This is a genomic window from Alteromonas sp. S167, from assembly GCF_036864375.1.
GTDB lineage: Bacteria > Pseudomonadota > Gammaproteobacteria > Enterobacterales > Alteromonadaceae > Alteromonas.
Window position 1 is genome coordinate 200689 of record NZ_JAZETR010000006.1, and the last position, 15547, is coordinate 216235.

A 15547-nucleotide genomic window follows, 5' to 3' on the forward strand; every position below is an offset into this window, starting at 1 on the left:
TAAGTTGGAAGATACAAACGGCACTAGTGCAGCAATTAGCTGTAGTACAGGCTCTGAGCATCCTTTGGGTGCCACGCTTATGCGTGGCGGCTGTAACTTTGCCGTTTATGCGCCAGATGCCGTTGATGTCATTCTATGCTTGTTCAACAGTGATACCGAAGAAGCCACGCTTGAAATATCGCTTCCAGAAAAAACCGGTGACGTGTGGCACGGCTTTTTGCCAAACATTAAAGCGGGTCAATATTATGGTTACCGGGTAGAGCGCAACGACGGTGGTATTCATGCCGTACCTACCGATAAATTGCTTATCGACCCATACGCTTTAAAAATAAGCAGGGCAATTAAATGGGATGCACGTCGATATAAACACGACTCTCAGTTTATGATGCCCAAATGCATTGTAGTAGACCACAACGCGTATTTACCCAGTGCAGTTGCCGCTCCTAAAGTACCAAAGCACAAACGCATTGTGTACGAGGCACACGTAAAAGGGCTAACTAAACTGCATCCTGATGTGCCAAAAGCGCACCAAGGTAAATTTATTGGTGCCGCACACCCTAGCGTTATTAAACACTTAAAATCGCTGGGTATTACCACTGTGCAGTTTATGCCTTTATGCTCTTTTATGCCGGAACCATTCATAACGGACAAAGGGCTGACCAATTATTGGGGTTACAACCCGGTGAATTTCTTTGCACCGGAGCCTCGCTATGGGGTAGCTGATGCACTGGCCGAGCTGAAAGAAATGGTTGAGGCTTATCATAAGGCCGACCTTGAAGTTATTGTTGATGTGGTATTTAACCATACGGCAGAAGCTGGGCAGGGTGGCCCTGTGCTTTCTTTTAAAGGATTTTGCCCTTACCAAGCTTATTTGTACGAGCAAACCAAGTCAGGTGAACTTGTATTCTCAAACCATTCTGGTTGCGGTAATACTATAAATACTTCACAGCCATTTATGATGGCCCTTATTCTTGATGCAATGCGACACTGGGTTAACGTAATTGGCGTAGATGGTTTTAGGTTTGACCTTGCAGTATGTTTAGGGCGAGAGCCTCAAACCTTCACAAATAAGTCAGGGTTACTTCGCGCAATTAGCAGCGACCCAGTACTTAAAGATAAGGTGCTTCTGGCCGAGCCTTGGGATATTGGTTATGGCGGTTATCAAGTGGGGCAATTCCCATCGCCTTGGTTAGAGGTCAACGATAAATACCGCGATACTATTCGCGCCTTTTGGCGCGGTGATGATGGCGTTACGGCTGATTTTGCAACACGTCTTATGGGGTCTCGCGATATATTCCACAAAGGACGTCGACACATAAGCACATCGGTGAATAACGTAACGTATCACGATGGTTTTACGCTACACGATTTAGTGACTTACAGCGAGCGTCATAATCGAGATAATTTAGAAGATAACCGAGACGGTCATGGCAATAATTTATCTTCAAATTATGGTGTTGAAGGTGAAACGCAAGACGCATCTATTATTGAGATGCGCGAGCGCCAAAAACGCAACTTGTTTGCTACCCTTATTTTCTCTCAGGGCACGCCACATATTCTTGGCGGCGATGAGTTAAGCAGAACACAAAACGGCAATAACAATGCGTATTGTCAGGACAACCCTGTTAGCTGGCTTAACTGGGAGCTAAACAAACGTAAGGAAGACTTTTTGAAGTTTTGTCAGTACGTTATTCGTTTGCGTCAGTCTTCTTCGCTGCTTAGCGAGTTAAAGTTGCACGATGACACGTTCACATTGTCGCGCAACGTGAAAGAGATTAACTGGTACAAGCCAGATGGCTCAGATAAAGCATCTGAAGACTGGAATGCCCGACACAACAAGGCCTTTGGCGTTGAAATAAAAGGGTGTGTTAACGGGGCTCAAAAACCTGAACACTGGTTTTTGTGTGTCAATGCTAGTGAAAACGATGTTCGCTTCCATCTACCCACCGCTGCGCCAAAAGGCGGGTGGACCATGCATTTAGATACGCGTTATCAATCACTCAACGAGCAACCATCAATTTGCATTCAAACGGTTTTTTTACAGGCCAGTAAGTCGCTAACGTTGTTCAGTTTTACCGAATATAATGATGGGTATTAGCTGGCTAAACAGTTACTATCGGTTAAAAAATGCACTGCGCATAATTTTTAACGCTTAAGAAGTTTACCAATGGTGAGATTTACACCGTAACACACGCAATTGTCTATGTATGACTGTTCTTTATGGTGTTAGGTGGTATCATGCGCTCCCATCTGAAATGTGAGGATGTTCCTATGCAAAACAAAGGTGGTAATGCACACGACGACAAGCCGTGTGATATTGGTTTTATCGGTTTAGGGGTAATGGGCAGTAACCTTACCATGAACCTTGTCGATCATGGCTACCGCGTTGCCTGCTTCGACTTAGACCAAAACAAAGTTGAATCGATCCTAGCGAAAGACGCAAGCGAACGAGGCGACGATGTTGCCCCTCGCGTAGAAGGCTGTAGTTCGTACACCGAACTGTTAAGCAAACTTAAAGCCCCTCATCTTATCATTATTTCTGTGCCCGCCGGTGACCCTGTAGATCACGTTTGTAACCACCTTATTGATGCTGGCATACATGCTGACGATATTGTTGTCGATACAGGCAACAGCTTGTGGACTGACTCTGTTCAGCGTGAAGAGCAATATAAAGGCAAGTTTATCTTTTTCTCAACGGCGGTATCAGGCGGTGAAGTAGGCGCGCGTTTTGGTCCATCGTTAATGCCATCGGGTAACCCTTATGCGTGGACGCGCATTGAGCCTGTGCTAAAAGCGATTGCCGCAAAAGTTGACCCTGAAACGGGTAAACCTCTTGAAAGCCACACGCCAGGTAAACCTGTACTGGAAGGTGAGCCTTGTGCCACATATATTGGCCCTGTTGGTGCGGGTCACTATGTGAAAATGGTGCATAACGGCATTGAATACGCAGATATGCAACTTATTTGCGAAACTTACCACGTAATGCGTCAGGCATTGAACATGGCGCCTGCTGAAATTGCTGCAGTATTCCGTCGTTGGAACGAAGGCAAGCTCAACAGCTACCTAATGGAAATTAGTGCTGAAGTGTTAGAGCAGCTTGACCCTGAAACCAGTCAGCCATTGGTTGATGTTATTCTTGATAGAGCAGGGCAAAAAGGCACAGGCCTGTGGACAGCGGTAAGTGCACTGCAGGTGGGCAGCCCAGCACAAACAATTACTTCAGCAGTTTTTGCGCGCAGTATTTCAAGTTTGAAAGAAGAACGCGTTGCAGCAAGTCATGTTCTTGCAGGTCCAGATGCGCCTAATTACACCGACGAACAAAAAATGTCTATTGTAAACAAACTGGAGCAAGCGCTCTATTGTTCAAAAATCTGTGCTTATGCTCAAGGTTTCCAGCTTATGGCAATGGCTGGAAAAGAACATGGATGGACATTAGAGTTTGGTGAAATAGCCAAGATTTGGCGTGCGGGCTGTATTATTCGTGCGGTTTTCTTGCAGTCAATTTCGCAAGCCTATGACAACAATGAAGACTTAGCTAACCTGCTGATGGACCCATACTTTGCAGAGCAGATCACGCAGTACCAATCTGACTGGCGAGAATCAATTGCACAAGCAACGGTGGCTGGTGTGCCTTGCCCAGCTATGATGTCTGCGCTAAGTTACTACGATTCATACCGCACTGCGGTGTTACCTGCGAACCTGTTACAGGGGCAGCGTGATTACTTTGGTGCGCATACGTATCAGCGCGTAGACAAGCCTGCTGGTAAAAAATACCACATTGAGTGGAGTGATCCAGCGCGGTCGCAAACGGCTATCAAGAAATAATAGGCGTTTTGCAAACGATTGTGTAAAAGGTGTATTTGGCAACAAATACACCTTTTTCAGTTTTAGAGGTATAAACATGTCAAACGACAGTAATAGCAATAATGATGAAAAATGGCGTAGTTCGTTAAGCGCTGAGGAATTTCGTGTTTGCAGAGAGGCGGGCACCGAACGTCCTTTCACAGGTGCATTATTAGATGAAAACCGTGACGGCGTTTACGTGTGTAAATGCTGCGATGCACCACTTTTTCCCTCCGACACTAAATTTGACGCAGGCTGCGGATGGCCTTCGTTTTACAAACAGTTGGAAGATGGCAATGTTGATTACCGTGAAGACTTGTCACACGGTATGCGCCGCGTCGAGATTTTTTGTAAACAGTGTAATTCGCATCTTGGCCATGTATTTCCCGACGGGCCGGCGCCAACAGGACAGCGCTATTGCGTGAACTCAGTATCGATGACCTTCAAAGGCGAAGATAATGTTGAGATAAAAGGCTAGAGGCGGAGAGAGCAAGGAATAAAGGTAAACAACTGGTTAAAAATTAACCTCAAATTGAAGCCGCTTTCAGAATAAATCAAAAAACCGCCAGAAAACGGCGGTTTTTTTGTTTATTTCACTACTTCAAACTGAAATATTATTTCAAAAATTAGAAGTGCCAGTACCAAGCAGATAGCAATGTAACGACATGTAGATTTTCTGCATACGCCAATAAAAACCTATTGTGGATGATGGTTATCACTAATTGTTGAAGCCGTGTATTCATTTACGTTAAATCCAACATTTATTTCTTTTTAATTCCAACACGAGCAACGTCTATGCTTTTGTCGGAAAATTACTAAATATTATCTTGTCTGCCTATCAATCTCGCATTTAGTGAAAGTAATCAACAATTTGGTCATCTAAACGACTTTCTCTAATATAGCGCACGTCACCGTCAGACGATATCTCACCTCTGTGTACCCTAATAATAAAAAGTGACTGACGTAGCGACGCGAAACTAAACGTTAATCTATATCGATGAAGGCAAAAGCATGAATCAACAGTTTGAGCAGGAATTACAAAGCAGCTGGCAAGAGCGTCAGGAATACGCAGAAATGATGTTGCCCCTTATTGGAAAGTTGTACCGCAACAAAGCGGTAGAAATTTCGGTATACGGCCGCTCACTTTTGAATGCTAGTGCCATTGATGTAGTAAAAGCGCACCGCAAAGTACGCTTGCACGAAGGTATTAAGCTTCGTCTACGCGAAAGCTACCCAATTGTTGAAGCGCTTAGCAACATGCAGCTAGCGCCTGCACAAATTGATATTGGCAAACTTGCCTTCGATTTCCATTACGGTTCGGCGGTTGACAACAACGACCTTACGGCCTACCTCAACGAAAAACTAAACGACGTTGCAGGTAAAGAGGACGACCAGAAGCCTCAAGACGTTGTACTATATGGTTTTGGCCGTATAGGTCGTTTACTCGCTCGACTACTTATCGAGCGCCAAGGCAAAAACAACAAGCTTCGCTTGCGCGCCATTGTTGTGCGTGGTGGTCGTGAGGGCGACCTTGAGAAGCGTGCTAGCTTGCTTCGCCGCGATTCAGTTCACGGTCCATTTAACGGCAGTATCACTATCGATCACGAGCGTAATGCACTTAAAGCCAACGGATCTTACATCCAGGTTATTTATGCAAATAGCCCTGATGAAGTAGATTACACGCAGTATGGTATCGAAAACGCTATCGTTGTAGACAACACCGGTATCTGGCGCGACCGCGATGGCTTAGGTCTTCACCTTAAGGCCAAAGGCGCTGCAAAAGCTATTCTTACCGCGCCGGGCAAAGGTGACATCAAGAACATCGTACACGGTGTAAATGACGCTGAAGTAACTCCTGAAGATACTATTGTTTCTGCCGCTAGCTGTACAACAAATGCCATCACGCCAGTGCTGAAAGCGCTTGACGAAGAATACGGCATTGATAATGGTCACGTTGAAACCGTTCACTCTTACACGAATGACCAAAACCTTATCGATAACTATCACAAAGGCGACCGTCGCGGACGTAGTGCACCTTTAAATATGGTTATCACTGAAACCGGCGCGGCAAAAGCAGTTGCAAAGGCATATCCTAAGCTGGCTGGCAAACTTACGGGTAACGCAATTCGAGTTCCTACACCTAACGTGTCACTTGCAATCTTAAACCTAAATCTTAAGACTGAGGTTGACCGTGTTGCCGTTAACGAGTTCCTACGCGATACTGCGTTATTCTCGAAACTTCAGCATCAAATTGACTACACAGCCAGTAAAGAAATAGTTTCTACTGACTTAGTAGGTTCGCGCGCTGCCTCAGTGGTAGATTCTCAAGCGACTATCGCTGCTGATAAGCGTTTAACGCTTTATGTTTGGTACGATAACGAGTTTGGCTACAGCTGCCAGGTACTTCGCGTTGTTCGCGATATGGCAGGGCTTAGCTTCCCAACCCTTCCGCTATAAGCGACGGGAAGAGGTCAGTTGGCGCAACATGACCCACTAAATTGATTAAAAAACCGACCTAAGTGGTCGGTTTTTTGTTGGTGTAAACAAATTGTATACTTTAAGCATTATAAAACCTGCCCTCTACGTGGTATTTGTGTTGGTGTCTATGCTAAATTAGCGCACAAATAATGAGGAAAACGACAGTCTATGCATATTTCCAGTCAATTCGACAGCGGCAACATTGAAGTTGTAAGCGCACAGTCACCAGACGATATTCGTCTAGCTATTCCAAAAGATAACCAATCTGAATTTGCTCAATGGTTTCATTTCCGTTTAGTAGGTGAGACATTTGTTACTCACAACATGACCATTGGCAATCTTGCTAAGTCAGCTTATCCAGAAGGGTGGAAGGGGTATAATGTTCTTGCCTCTTACGACCGACAAACGTGGTTTAGAATTCCTAGCGAATTTGATGGCGATAACCTATCGTTCTCGCTAACACTTGAACAGCCAAGTGTTTATTTTGCGTATTTCATTCCTTATAGCTACGAGCGTCACCTAGACCTTATTCACGATGCACAGATGTCGCTTTTATGCGAACACAGATTCTTAGGCCTAACCCTTGATGGTCGAGATATGTCGTTGTTGGTAATTGGTGAAGAAACACCAGAGAAGAAAAAAGTGTGGATCACAGCGCGTCAGCATCCAGGCGAGACCATGGCTGAATGGTGTGCTGAAGGTATTATCTATCGCTTGTTAGACGAGCAAGACGGTTTAGCTCGCCAACTTCTCGATAACGCCGTATTCTATGTGGTGCCGAACATGAACCCAGATGGCAGCGCACGCGGTCATCTGCGCACCAATGCGGTAGGCACAAACCTAAATAGAGAATGGGCTACGCCAACAGCTGAGAAAAGCCCAGAAGTACTTTACGTATTAAATGCAATGTCTGAAATTGGCGTTGATATGTACCTTGATTTACATGGTGATGAAGCGTTGCCATACAACTTTGTAGCGGGAAGTGAAGGCAACCCTAGCTATAACGATGACATCAAGGCATTGGAAGAGACATTTAAAAACGCGCTACTTAACGCGACGCCTGAGTTCCAAGATGAATTTGGTTACGACAAAGACGAGCCAGGCAAGGCAAATCTTACAGTGGCTTCTAACGCCGTTGGCGAAAAGTTTAAATGTATGGCATATACAGTAGAAATGCCGTTTAAAGATAACGCTGATGTACCTGACGATATTTATGGGTGGTCGGTACAGCGCAGCCGTCAACTGGGAGAAGATCTTCTTATTGGCGTGAATGCTGTAGTGAAAAAGCTGAAAGGCTAAAATTCGTTTTAAGGAAGTGAGAACTTCCCTCAAAAGGCCTCGACAAACAGAGGCCTTTTGGTTATCAAAATATAATAAACAAAATAATCAATCATAATAAAAAAGGGGAAATACCTTGGAAGGGTTATACGGTTTTTTAACCACGCTTGACGGCTTTTTAGGGGGAGCTTTCTGGTTTCCTTATGTGCTTCTTGGTGTGGGTCTTTTCTTCACTATCTATCTTAAGTTTCCACAAATTCGTTTCTTTAAGCATGCCTGGCAAGTAGTTACAGGTAAGTTTGACAAGGAAAGTGATCCAGGCGATACCACACACTTTAGAGCATTAACAACGGCGCTGTCTGGTACTGTTGGTACGGGTAATATTTCAGGTGTGGCATTTGCCATTTTCCTTGGTGGTCCTGCTGCGCTATTTTGGATGTGGGTTACTGCGTTTTTGGGTATGACAACCAAGTTCGTTGAAGTAACGCTATCACACAAATACCGTGTTAAAACCGAAGACGGTACGATGGCTGGTGGCCCTATGTACTACATGGACCGTCGCTTAAATATGAAATGGCTAGCGGTTGCTTTCGCTGTTGCAACGGTAATTAGTTCTTTTGGGACGGGTAACCTACCGCAAAGTAACGGTATAGCGCAGAGTATTGAAGCAACGTTTGGCTTCGAGCCTTGGATTGTGGGCAGTGTGCTAGGTATTCTTCTTGCGCTTGTAATCTTAGGCGGTATTCAGCGTATTGCTGCCTTTACCGCGCGCGTTGTTCCGGTTATGGCGGTTATCTATTTAATTGGTGCAATGGCAGTAATTTTTGCCAACCTTGAAAACATCGGGCCTTCGTTTGCGGCGGTTATTGGTGATGCATTCACCGGTTCAGCAGCAGCTGGTGGTTTCTTAGGTGCATCGCTTGCGTATGCATTTAACCGTGGTGTAAACCGTGGTTTATTCTCAAACGAAGCGGGTCAAGGTTCTGCGCCAATCGCCCACGCAGCGGCAAAAACAAAAGAGCCTGCTTCTGAAGGTATGGTGTCACTACTAGAGCCTTTCATCGATACAATTCTAATTTGTACGGTAACAGGTTTGGTTATCCTGTCGTCTGGTGTATGGAAAGAAAAGCACGAAAACATCTTTGACCGCTCTGACATGTTTTTCGTAGCAGGTCAGTACGACGATGCAAACCAAGCCGACGTAGATAAGCTTTATGGCTATCTGAACGATATCGACGGCAATACGGTAGAGCCATACACAGGGTCTATCACGGTTGTAAATGGTACTGCAGTAAGTGATGGTTTTACCCTGCTTAACGCACGAAGTGTGGCGGAAGACGTAAAATATGCAGTTGGTAGTGAAGACCTATTTACGGGAACGCTGAAAATTGTTGACGGTAAACCAGTAAAAGACAACCTAGAGGTGAGTGGTAAATCGCTGGTGCACTCTGCCGCGCTGACTACTATTGCGTTTACACGTGGTTTCTTTGGTGATTTTGGCCAGTACATCGTTTCCGTAGGCTTAATGCTGTTTGCGTTCTCAACAGCCATTGCTTGGTCTTACTACGGCGACCGTGCCATGACCTACTTGTTTGGACCTCGTTCAATTATGCCTTACCGTGTAATTTACGTAGCAGGCTTTGTGTGGGCTGCATTCTCTGATACCACGCTAATTTGGGTATTATCTGCCATAGCTATTGTTGTTATGACGCTACCAAACTTGTTTGGCATTATGCTGCTATGCAAAGAAATGAAAGAAACGGTTAACGACTACTGGACTCGCCACAACAAGTAAGTGAGTTAACTGAAATAAAAGCGGGTGTGAACCCGTTTGAAATGCGCGCGTAAATACCACTATAACGTGTTATTAAGCGCGCATTTTTTATTGGCAATTGAGGTCATCGACTTCATAAAATTGCGTAACTTAAGTATTATACTCATCCGCGCAAAAACCTGCTGATTATGCATTGAAGCAGCGTTCTCATTCGCACCCAAAAACAGGAGCAACATATGGCATTAGTTGACTGTCCGTCGTGTGGTAAAAAAACATCCGACAAAGCAAAAACATGTCCACACTGCGATTTTAAAATCGGTGATGCAACGTCTGAAGACATTGAGCGCAAGCAAAGCTTACAAAAATTTCAAAAACTACAGAGTATTCAAAACCAGTCTCTACTTGCTATGCTTATTTTCGTTGCAAGCTTTGGTTTTATGTACTGGGGTGGAACACGCCCAGGCGATCTTCAACACAATTTAGCTATCCTTGGGGCGGTAGTGGGGTTTGTATGGTACCTCGTTAATCGTGCTCGTATTGTTTACATTAAGCGTTTTCCTAAATGAATATAGAAGTATTAGTTGCCAGCATGACGCCAGAAATCTATGAGCGTCTGCGCAGTGCTGTCGAAACCGGTAAATGGCCTGACGGCACGCCATTAAATGAAGAGCAAAAAGCAAGCAGCATGCAAGCTGTTATGCTTTATCAAGCAAAAATAGAGAAGTCTTCCGAACACATGACTGTGGGCGAAAGTGGTGAAATTGTTCACAAAAGCAAGTCAGACTTTAAACGCGCTTTGAACGATAAACAAGATGATGAAAATACAATAGCGCGGTTTAAACAGGATGATATTTAATCGATTTTTTGCGCCTGCTTACACAAGCGCAAAGCCTGAAAAACGGATACAGGCCATTGAGAATTTGTCGCCAGACAAAGCCCAAGAAAAAACAATATTACATGAACTTGCGTTTAATGATGAAGACGCAAATGTAAGTTTGGCAGCGCTGAATAAGCTAAACAGCTTCGTACTATGGTCGAAAATGTCGCAAATAGCGAAAGACGGCCGAATGAAGAAAGCGGCAGAAAAGCAAGTGAACGATGCACTTTTAGGCAACAGTTCATTAGCGCTTTCAGAACACGACAAAGCGGTTTTTCTTAAAGAGTCAGCAAGCGCCGAGTTAATTACGCAAATAGTTCAGCGCGACAGTGCTTTAGTTGCGAATGACGAACTTGCTAAAGCGCTAATAGCAAAGGTTGCTAAGCCAAGCTTTACGCAGTTTGTATTGTTTAATGGTGCTTCTACCAATTTGCAAAATCAACTTGTTGCAGAAAGCACGGACGTTTTGGTTCTGCAAAAATGGCTTAAGAAGGCGCAAGACAAAGCACTCGTAAACAAAATTGAAGAGCGTATCAGCGCCATTGCCGAAGCTGCGCAAAAGCCTGTGGAGTTTAAAAAGCAGCTTACGCTATGTCTCTCTAAGTATCAGGCGCTTCGCGATAAAAGCGACGTTGAAGTGGTAATGCAACAAAAGGCTGCCCTTGATAGTGAGTTAACAGGGCTTGCTGGGCAATACGAATTGCTCAGCATGGCAGAGCAAGAAGAATACCGAGAAAAGCAATCGCGAATAGTTGAGCAAGTTGAGCGCTACATTGACCGAATAAAACCCGAGTGGGAAGCCAAGCAGCAGTCTGAACAGTTAGCACAAACCAGAGCGCTATATGAACAGCAACTCGGCCATGCTAAGAATCAGGTGAATTGGCTGTACAACGAACGCTTATGTGAGGCAACGCTTGCCGATGTAGCAACAGTAAATGAAAGCGTTAGAGCCGTTGAAGCAACGATTGAGCAATTAGCGCGCATCGATAGTAATGCGCAACTGTCTGAGAAAAGTAAAGCCGCCCTTGTAGAGCTTAATGACAAGCTCGAACGGTTCTCAATGCAGCAGCAATATGGTCAAAAGCTACTTGTGAAATTAGGCACAGTTGAAGCACTTGGCCTAAAGCTAATTGAGATGAGTGAGGCACAAAATAACACTGATGCGCCAGAAACGGTTGAAAACATTGGACGTGCTGAAATTGCGAACACAGAGATTGATAGCACTGGAATTGATGTTGCTGAAAATACAGAAGCAGTAAAGCAGACATTTGATGAGGCCGTGAAGGAATACCGTTTAGCGAGCGCTGAATTGATTCGCGTACCACAGCCGCTGACTGATCGCTTCGACAATGTGCTGTCAAAAGTGAAAGCACAGGAAAAAGCGAAGAAAAATGCATTAAATGACGCGCTCAAGCAGGTGCGAAAGCAAATTAGCGTTGTTGATAATTTAATAAGCCAAGGCAAGTTTCGCGCTGCGTTAAGTAAGTTTGTAAAGCTTGATGGCAGTGTAAAGGCGCTATCTGAAGATGCCTTTCGTCAGATAGAAAAACGCTTTAAGAAAACTGCTGACGACGTTTCGCGCTTAGAAGGTTGGCAAGACTATTTGGCCGCGCCGCGCAAACCTGCGTTACTTGAAGAAGCAAAGGCGCTTGCTACCACACCGGTAGAAAATATAAAAGCCCGCAGTAACGCAATTAAATACCTTCGTAAGCAGTGGTTAACGCTTACTTCTGTTGTGCAGACAGATGAGCAAAGAAGTGTAGAGGATGCTGCACTTCAGCGGGATTTCGATGAGGCGTTAGAACGAGCTTTTGAACCATGTCGTAAGCACTACGCCGAACTTGATGCAGCACGAGAGGCCTCACTAAAAGCGCGTGAAGGTATTATTTCGTCGGTAGCAGACCTTAGCGAAGACATGCCGATAGACGAATTAGCGAAAGCGTTTGATAAGTTATCCAAGCAGTGGCATAGCGCTGGTCAGGTAGAGCAAAGCGTTTATGAAGGTTTAAAACAACAGTGGAAACAAAGCTCTGCGCCTATCTTAAAACGTGTGAACGATTGGCAATCACAGAACCAAGTTCAAAAACGCAAGCTTGTTGAGCAAGTGAAAACGCTTGTAGATGCGGAAGACATAAACGCTGCAGCAGATGAAGCACAAGAAGCTCAGCGCGCATGGAAGGCAATAGGACATGCTGGAAAGCGTGAGGAAAGCAAATTGTGGGCAGAGTTTAAGAAAGCAAACGATGCTATTTTCGAGAATTTAAAAGCGCAAAGAAAGTCTCAACACAATGAAGCAAACTCACAGTTGGATGCACTAATACAGTCTTTATCGTCGTTAGAGATAAACGCTGACTACGACGTGTTTAATGCAGCAATCAGTGACGTTATCGAACAGTCTGAAGCGCTACCAAAACCACAGCGACTAAAAGTGCAGCGTCGTATTGATGACATCAAAACGAAGCGTAAGGCGTTTGAGCGCGAAAAAAGGAACCAAGCCGTCGTAGCGAAAGCCGAAGCGCTTGTTGGTCTTTTGCAAGCGGGTGAGTCGGCAAGCGAAGATGATATTAACGCTATGACAAATACACTTGGTAAGCGCTGGGCAACTCTAATAGAAGGTGCATCAAGCGCTGACACTACTCACAATCGTGCGTGGTTAACTGTGGCGCTTGAGGTAGCCTGTGATGTACCAAGCCCTGAAAGTGATAGCAGCACACGCACCAGTGTGCAGCTTCAAATGATGACGGCCAAGCTTGAAAACGGTGAGTCTGCTAGTGCAAGTGAACTGTTGTCTCAATGGCTTTCTCACGGCGATATCTCGGCTGAGGAAGAGCACCTTAAGCAGCGCATCATCAATGTTATTCAAACGAACCCTGAGGTTGTCTCGTAAATGGAGAATCATGTCGAGTATCAGTTTGAAACAGAAATGTCGGCCTATCGGTTTCTGAACACGGTAAAGCATATCGATGCCGAAGGCTTACGCGTTAAGTTTGGTCGAAGCGATCATCATGTAAGCGTTAAGTATCGTTATGTGTTAGGCGAGTTCGATGCCACGCTTTCTACATTAGACGACCTTGCGCTAGAGTTAGGCGGTCAGGAAGTGTAAGCGCAGTGCCATTGAAGGCCGTATAAACGGTCTTTCAATACATACTTAAGCGAACCCAATAAAAAAAGCCAGACACTACGTCTGGCTTTTTGTTGGGACAGAAAAGAATGCTATTAACAGTCTTTATCTTCTGCGCCTACGCCTTCTTTCACATCTTCACAAGCGTCTTCAACCGCGTTACCTGCATCGGTAACAATTTCATCTAGCTCTTCGCCAGCGTCTTCTGCTTCACCATCACCACATGCTGCTAATGAAAGTGCGAAAGCTGATGCTACTAGTACCTTTGAAAGATTTTTAAATGAAAACATATCCTTACTCCTTTTCCTAAAATGTATATAGTATTGCTATTAATGCTCTAGCGGACTATGCGCGAGGTGCCCGACCGCGTAAGGCATTAGCGACAAGCGAGATTACAAGTAGCGCGATAAAAATAAAGAATAAAAATTGCGCAATACCTGTAGCTGCTCCTGCAATACCACCAAAACCAAAAACTGCTGCAATAATGGCGATTATAAAAAATGTAATGGCCCAACCTAACATAACGATATCCTCTTATTGCTTCCATGAAGTTCATATTAATTGATGCTAGCTTTGTGCCTGTTTTGTTAAGTTTCTGTTTTTTAATGATAAAATGGCTTTTTTCTGTGTTTTTCACATCAGCTTTGAATATTGTTTATAAACGGCTTACATGAATTTTTGCACTTTTTACACAATTCAGTTAAAGCTGGAATTGGTGAAAAGATAGCAATCTATCTTAAATAGTGTTGATATAAATGAAATAAGATATTCGAATAAAAGGGAAGGGTATGGCAAACACGCATTCAGCATTTATTGGTTTAATGCAGCGGGCGCGTAATGTAAAGCGTTGGCCGCTAATGGCGCAGTTCCAAGAAGAGATGCTTTCAACACATATATATGAGGCTTCTGTCGTGGCACATATGCTAGGCGCTATTGCGTGCGATATTTTTAATGAAGAGATAAACCCTGATCGTGTTGCTGCTATGGCTATTTTTCATGAAGGCAGTGAAATAGCAGGAATGAGTGATATCCCAAGCCCGGTGAAATATCATGACCCAGAAACTACAGCAGCAATTAAGAAGTTAGAGCGTAGATTCGAGTCGATGCTAATCAAAACATTGCCTGAGGCATTACAGGCGCGCTATAAGCCGCTTATTGAGCAAGATAAAGAAGATGCCCACGTAACCCTGGCAAAGGCTGCCGATGTACTGTGCGCTTACCTAAAGTGTGACTACGAGCTGTCGAAATCTAATGGTGAATTTTCTAACGCTATGAAAGAAATGGAAGTTCAGCTAAAGCGCTACCGCGAGAAACTTCCCGCGGTAGACTACTTTTGTCAAATCTTCTTAGAAGATGCGAAAGGCACGCTAGATGAGCAAACCAAAGACTTGGAATGGATAGAGCGCGCCAATACGCTTCACCTTGAATAACAACCTATCACGACTTAGTTGCTGTTAGGGTTGTAAGGTAGTGATGACTGGTGGGCAACAATACGAAGGTCGCCTTCGCGGTCTTTCACATAGGCAAAGGTGTATTCCACTTTTGTTTCGCCACCGCTTGTGTCGGTAAAGAAGTAGTTACCCATCGCAACGGCCATTCTGCAGCTGTTGTTAATAATGCCTACGTTATCAAACTTCACGTTAGTGTATGGCTTAATTGCGAAGCCTTTGTCTTCCGCATAGGCGTCGTTTCCTCCTACGAAATAAGACAATGCAGCATCAAAGCTTCCACGGAACTGATCGTTGGCTGCAAGCGTAGGCTTGAACAATACGCTACTTAGGTCGTAACCATACATGTCCTGAATAAAGTCGGCTGCTTCTTTTGAGTAATCACCCTTATCTGTGAATACGGCACCAATTCGAACAATACCCTTACCCCACATCTTTTGCGCCTCTACAACTTCGCGCTCTGTAATGCACTCGTCTGAGTACAGTAGCGCGTTATTTAGTGCGTCAGCCTTTATCATCGGTGCACTGTTAGCAGCAGTCATTTGTGGTTTCGCAACGGCACTACAACCAGTAACAAAAATAACAGCGGCAGCGGTAGCAGCAATTTTGGTGGTTAGCGTAGCTAGTTTTTTCATGATATGACTCCTTCGTCATTGGCATATATAACTGAGTAATCTTTTCTGCATAACTTACGTTTTGCATCTTATGTGGTTAAGTCTATACACCAA

The 15547-nt window shown here is 44.5% G+C and carries 14 protein-coding genes; 11 read left to right on the forward strand and 3 right to left on the reverse strand.

What is annotated here, in order from left to right; all coding sequences use genetic code 11:
- Window positions 1-4: 4 nt before the first annotated feature.
- From glgX to V7R35_RS11275, 10 genes are all read left to right on the forward strand, one after another.
- Window positions 5-2098 carry a glycogen debranching protein GlgX gene (glgX, locus tag V7R35_RS11230; protein ID WP_334014922.1) on the forward strand — a complete coding sequence of 698 codons (2094 nt, stop codon included), beginning with the start codon at window positions 5-7 and terminating at the stop codon, window positions 2096-2098.
- A gap of 173 nt (window positions 2099-2271) precedes the next feature.
- Window positions 2272-3825 carry an NADP-dependent phosphogluconate dehydrogenase gene (gene gndA, locus V7R35_RS11235; RefSeq protein WP_334014923.1) on the forward strand — a complete coding sequence of 518 codons (1554 nt, stop codon included), beginning with the start codon at window positions 2272-2274 and terminating at the stop codon, window positions 3823-3825.
- A gap of 76 nt (window positions 3826-3901) precedes the next feature.
- Complete coding sequence (gene msrB, locus V7R35_RS11240) at window positions 3902-4321, forward strand: peptide-methionine (R)-S-oxide reductase MsrB (protein ID WP_334014924.1); 420 nt, start codon at window positions 3902-3904, stop codon at window positions 4319-4321.
- A gap of 533 nt (window positions 4322-4854) precedes the next feature.
- Window positions 4855-6300 carry a glyceraldehyde-3-phosphate dehydrogenase gene (locus V7R35_RS11245; protein ID WP_334014926.1) on the forward strand — a complete coding sequence of 482 codons (1446 nt, stop codon included), beginning with the start codon at window positions 4855-4857 and terminating at the stop codon, window positions 6298-6300.
- Window positions 6301-6489: 189 nt separating this feature from the next.
- Complete coding sequence (locus V7R35_RS11250; RefSeq protein WP_334014927.1) at window positions 6490-7620, forward strand: M14 family metallopeptidase; 1131 nt, start codon at window positions 6490-6492, stop codon at window positions 7618-7620.
- Between the two features lie 115 nt (window positions 7621-7735).
- The gene (locus V7R35_RS11255) at window positions 7736-9394 is read left to right on the forward strand and encodes an alanine/glycine:cation symporter family protein (protein ID WP_334014928.1); all 1659 of its coding nucleotides are present in this window, start codon (window positions 7736-7738) and stop codon (window positions 9392-9394) included.
- Window positions 9395-9609: 215 nt separating this feature from the next.
- Window positions 9610-9939, forward strand: coding sequence for a zinc ribbon domain-containing protein (locus V7R35_RS11260; RefSeq protein ID WP_334014929.1), 330 nt, complete (start codon window positions 9610-9612; stop codon window positions 9937-9939).
- Window positions 9936-10229 (forward strand): YeaC family protein, encoded by a 294-nt coding sequence (locus tag V7R35_RS11265; RefSeq protein WP_334014930.1) that lies wholly within the window; start codon window positions 9936-9938, stop codon window positions 10227-10229. Before V7R35_RS11260 ends, V7R35_RS11265 begins: the two co-directional genes overlap by 4 nt.
- Window positions 10219-13137 (forward strand): DUF349 domain-containing protein, encoded by a 2919-nt coding sequence (locus tag V7R35_RS11270; RefSeq protein ID WP_334014931.1) that lies wholly within the window; start codon window positions 10219-10221, stop codon window positions 13135-13137. Before V7R35_RS11265 ends, V7R35_RS11270 begins: the two co-directional genes overlap by 11 nt.
- Window positions 13138-13353 (forward strand): hypothetical protein, encoded by a 216-nt coding sequence (locus V7R35_RS11275; RefSeq protein ID WP_334014932.1) that lies wholly within the window; start codon window positions 13138-13140, stop codon window positions 13351-13353.
- Window positions 13354-13466: 113 nt separating this feature from the next.
- Here V7R35_RS11275 and V7R35_RS11280 read toward each other — a convergent pair whose 3' ends face one another.
- Window positions 13467-13661 (reverse strand): hypothetical protein, encoded by a 195-nt coding sequence (locus V7R35_RS11280; RefSeq protein WP_334014933.1) that lies wholly within the window; start codon window positions 13659-13661, stop codon window positions 13467-13469.
- Between the two features lie 55 nt (window positions 13662-13716).
- Window positions 13717-13893 carry a DUF1328 domain-containing protein gene (locus V7R35_RS11285; RefSeq protein ID WP_334014934.1) on the reverse strand — a complete coding sequence of 59 codons (177 nt, stop codon included), beginning with the start codon at window positions 13891-13893 and terminating at the stop codon, window positions 13717-13719.
- A 266-nt stretch (window positions 13894-14159) separates the two neighbouring features.
- Between V7R35_RS11285 and yfbR the strand changes: the two genes are divergently transcribed.
- Window positions 14160-14801, forward strand: a complete 642-nt coding sequence (yfbR, locus tag V7R35_RS11290) for a 5'-deoxynucleotidase (protein ID WP_334014935.1) — start codon at window positions 14160-14162, stop codon at window positions 14799-14801.
- A gap of 14 nt (window positions 14802-14815) precedes the next feature.
- On the opposite strand, the gene V7R35_RS11295 is transcribed toward yfbR, so the two are convergent.
- Window positions 14816-15454, reverse strand: coding sequence for a phosphoribosyl-AMP cyclohydrolase (locus V7R35_RS11295; protein WP_334014936.1), 639 nt, complete (start codon window positions 15452-15454; stop codon window positions 14816-14818).
- Between the last annotated feature and the right edge of the window lie 93 nt (window positions 15455-15547).

Excerpts from the sequence above, each read along its gene's own strand:
- gndA (WP_334014923.1), top strand. The coding sequence starts at position 2,272 with ATGCAAAACAAAGGTGGTAATGCACACGACGACAAGCCGTGTGATATT.
- msrB (WP_334014924.1), top strand. The coding sequence starts at position 3,902 with ATGTCAAACGACAGTAATAGCAATAATGATGAAAAATGGCGTAGTTCG.
- V7R35_RS11245 (WP_334014926.1), top strand. The coding sequence starts at position 4,855 with ATGAATCAACAGTTTGAGCAGGAATTACAAAGCAGCTGGCAAGAGCGT.
- V7R35_RS11250 (WP_334014927.1), top strand. The coding sequence starts at position 6,490 with ATGCATATTTCCAGTCAATTCGACAGCGGCAACATTGAAGTTGTAAGC.
- V7R35_RS11260 (WP_334014929.1), top strand. The coding sequence starts at position 9,610 with ATGGCATTAGTTGACTGTCCGTCGTGTGGTAAAAAAACATCCGACAAA.
- V7R35_RS11265 (WP_334014930.1), top strand. The coding sequence starts at position 9,936 with ATGAATATAGAAGTATTAGTTGCCAGCATGACGCCAGAAATCTATGAG.
- V7R35_RS11270 (WP_334014931.1), top strand. The coding sequence starts at position 10,219 with ATGATATTTAATCGATTTTTTGCGCCTGCTTACACAAGCGCAAAGCCT.
- V7R35_RS11275 (WP_334014932.1), top strand. The coding sequence starts at position 13,138 with ATGGAGAATCATGTCGAGTATCAGTTTGAAACAGAAATGTCGGCCTAT.
- V7R35_RS11280 (WP_334014933.1), bottom strand. The coding sequence starts at position 13,661 with ATGTTTTCATTTAAAAATCTTTCAAAGGTACTAGTAGCATCAGCTTTC.
- V7R35_RS11285 (WP_334014934.1), bottom strand. The coding sequence starts at position 13,893 with ATGTTAGGTTGGGCCATTACATTTTTTATAATCGCCATTATTGCAGCA.
- yfbR (WP_334014935.1), top strand. The coding sequence starts at position 14,160 with ATGGCAAACACGCATTCAGCATTTATTGGTTTAATGCAGCGGGCGCGT.
- V7R35_RS11295 (WP_334014936.1), bottom strand. The coding sequence starts at position 15,454 with ATGAAAAAACTAGCTACGCTAACCACCAAAATTGCTGCTACCGCTGCC.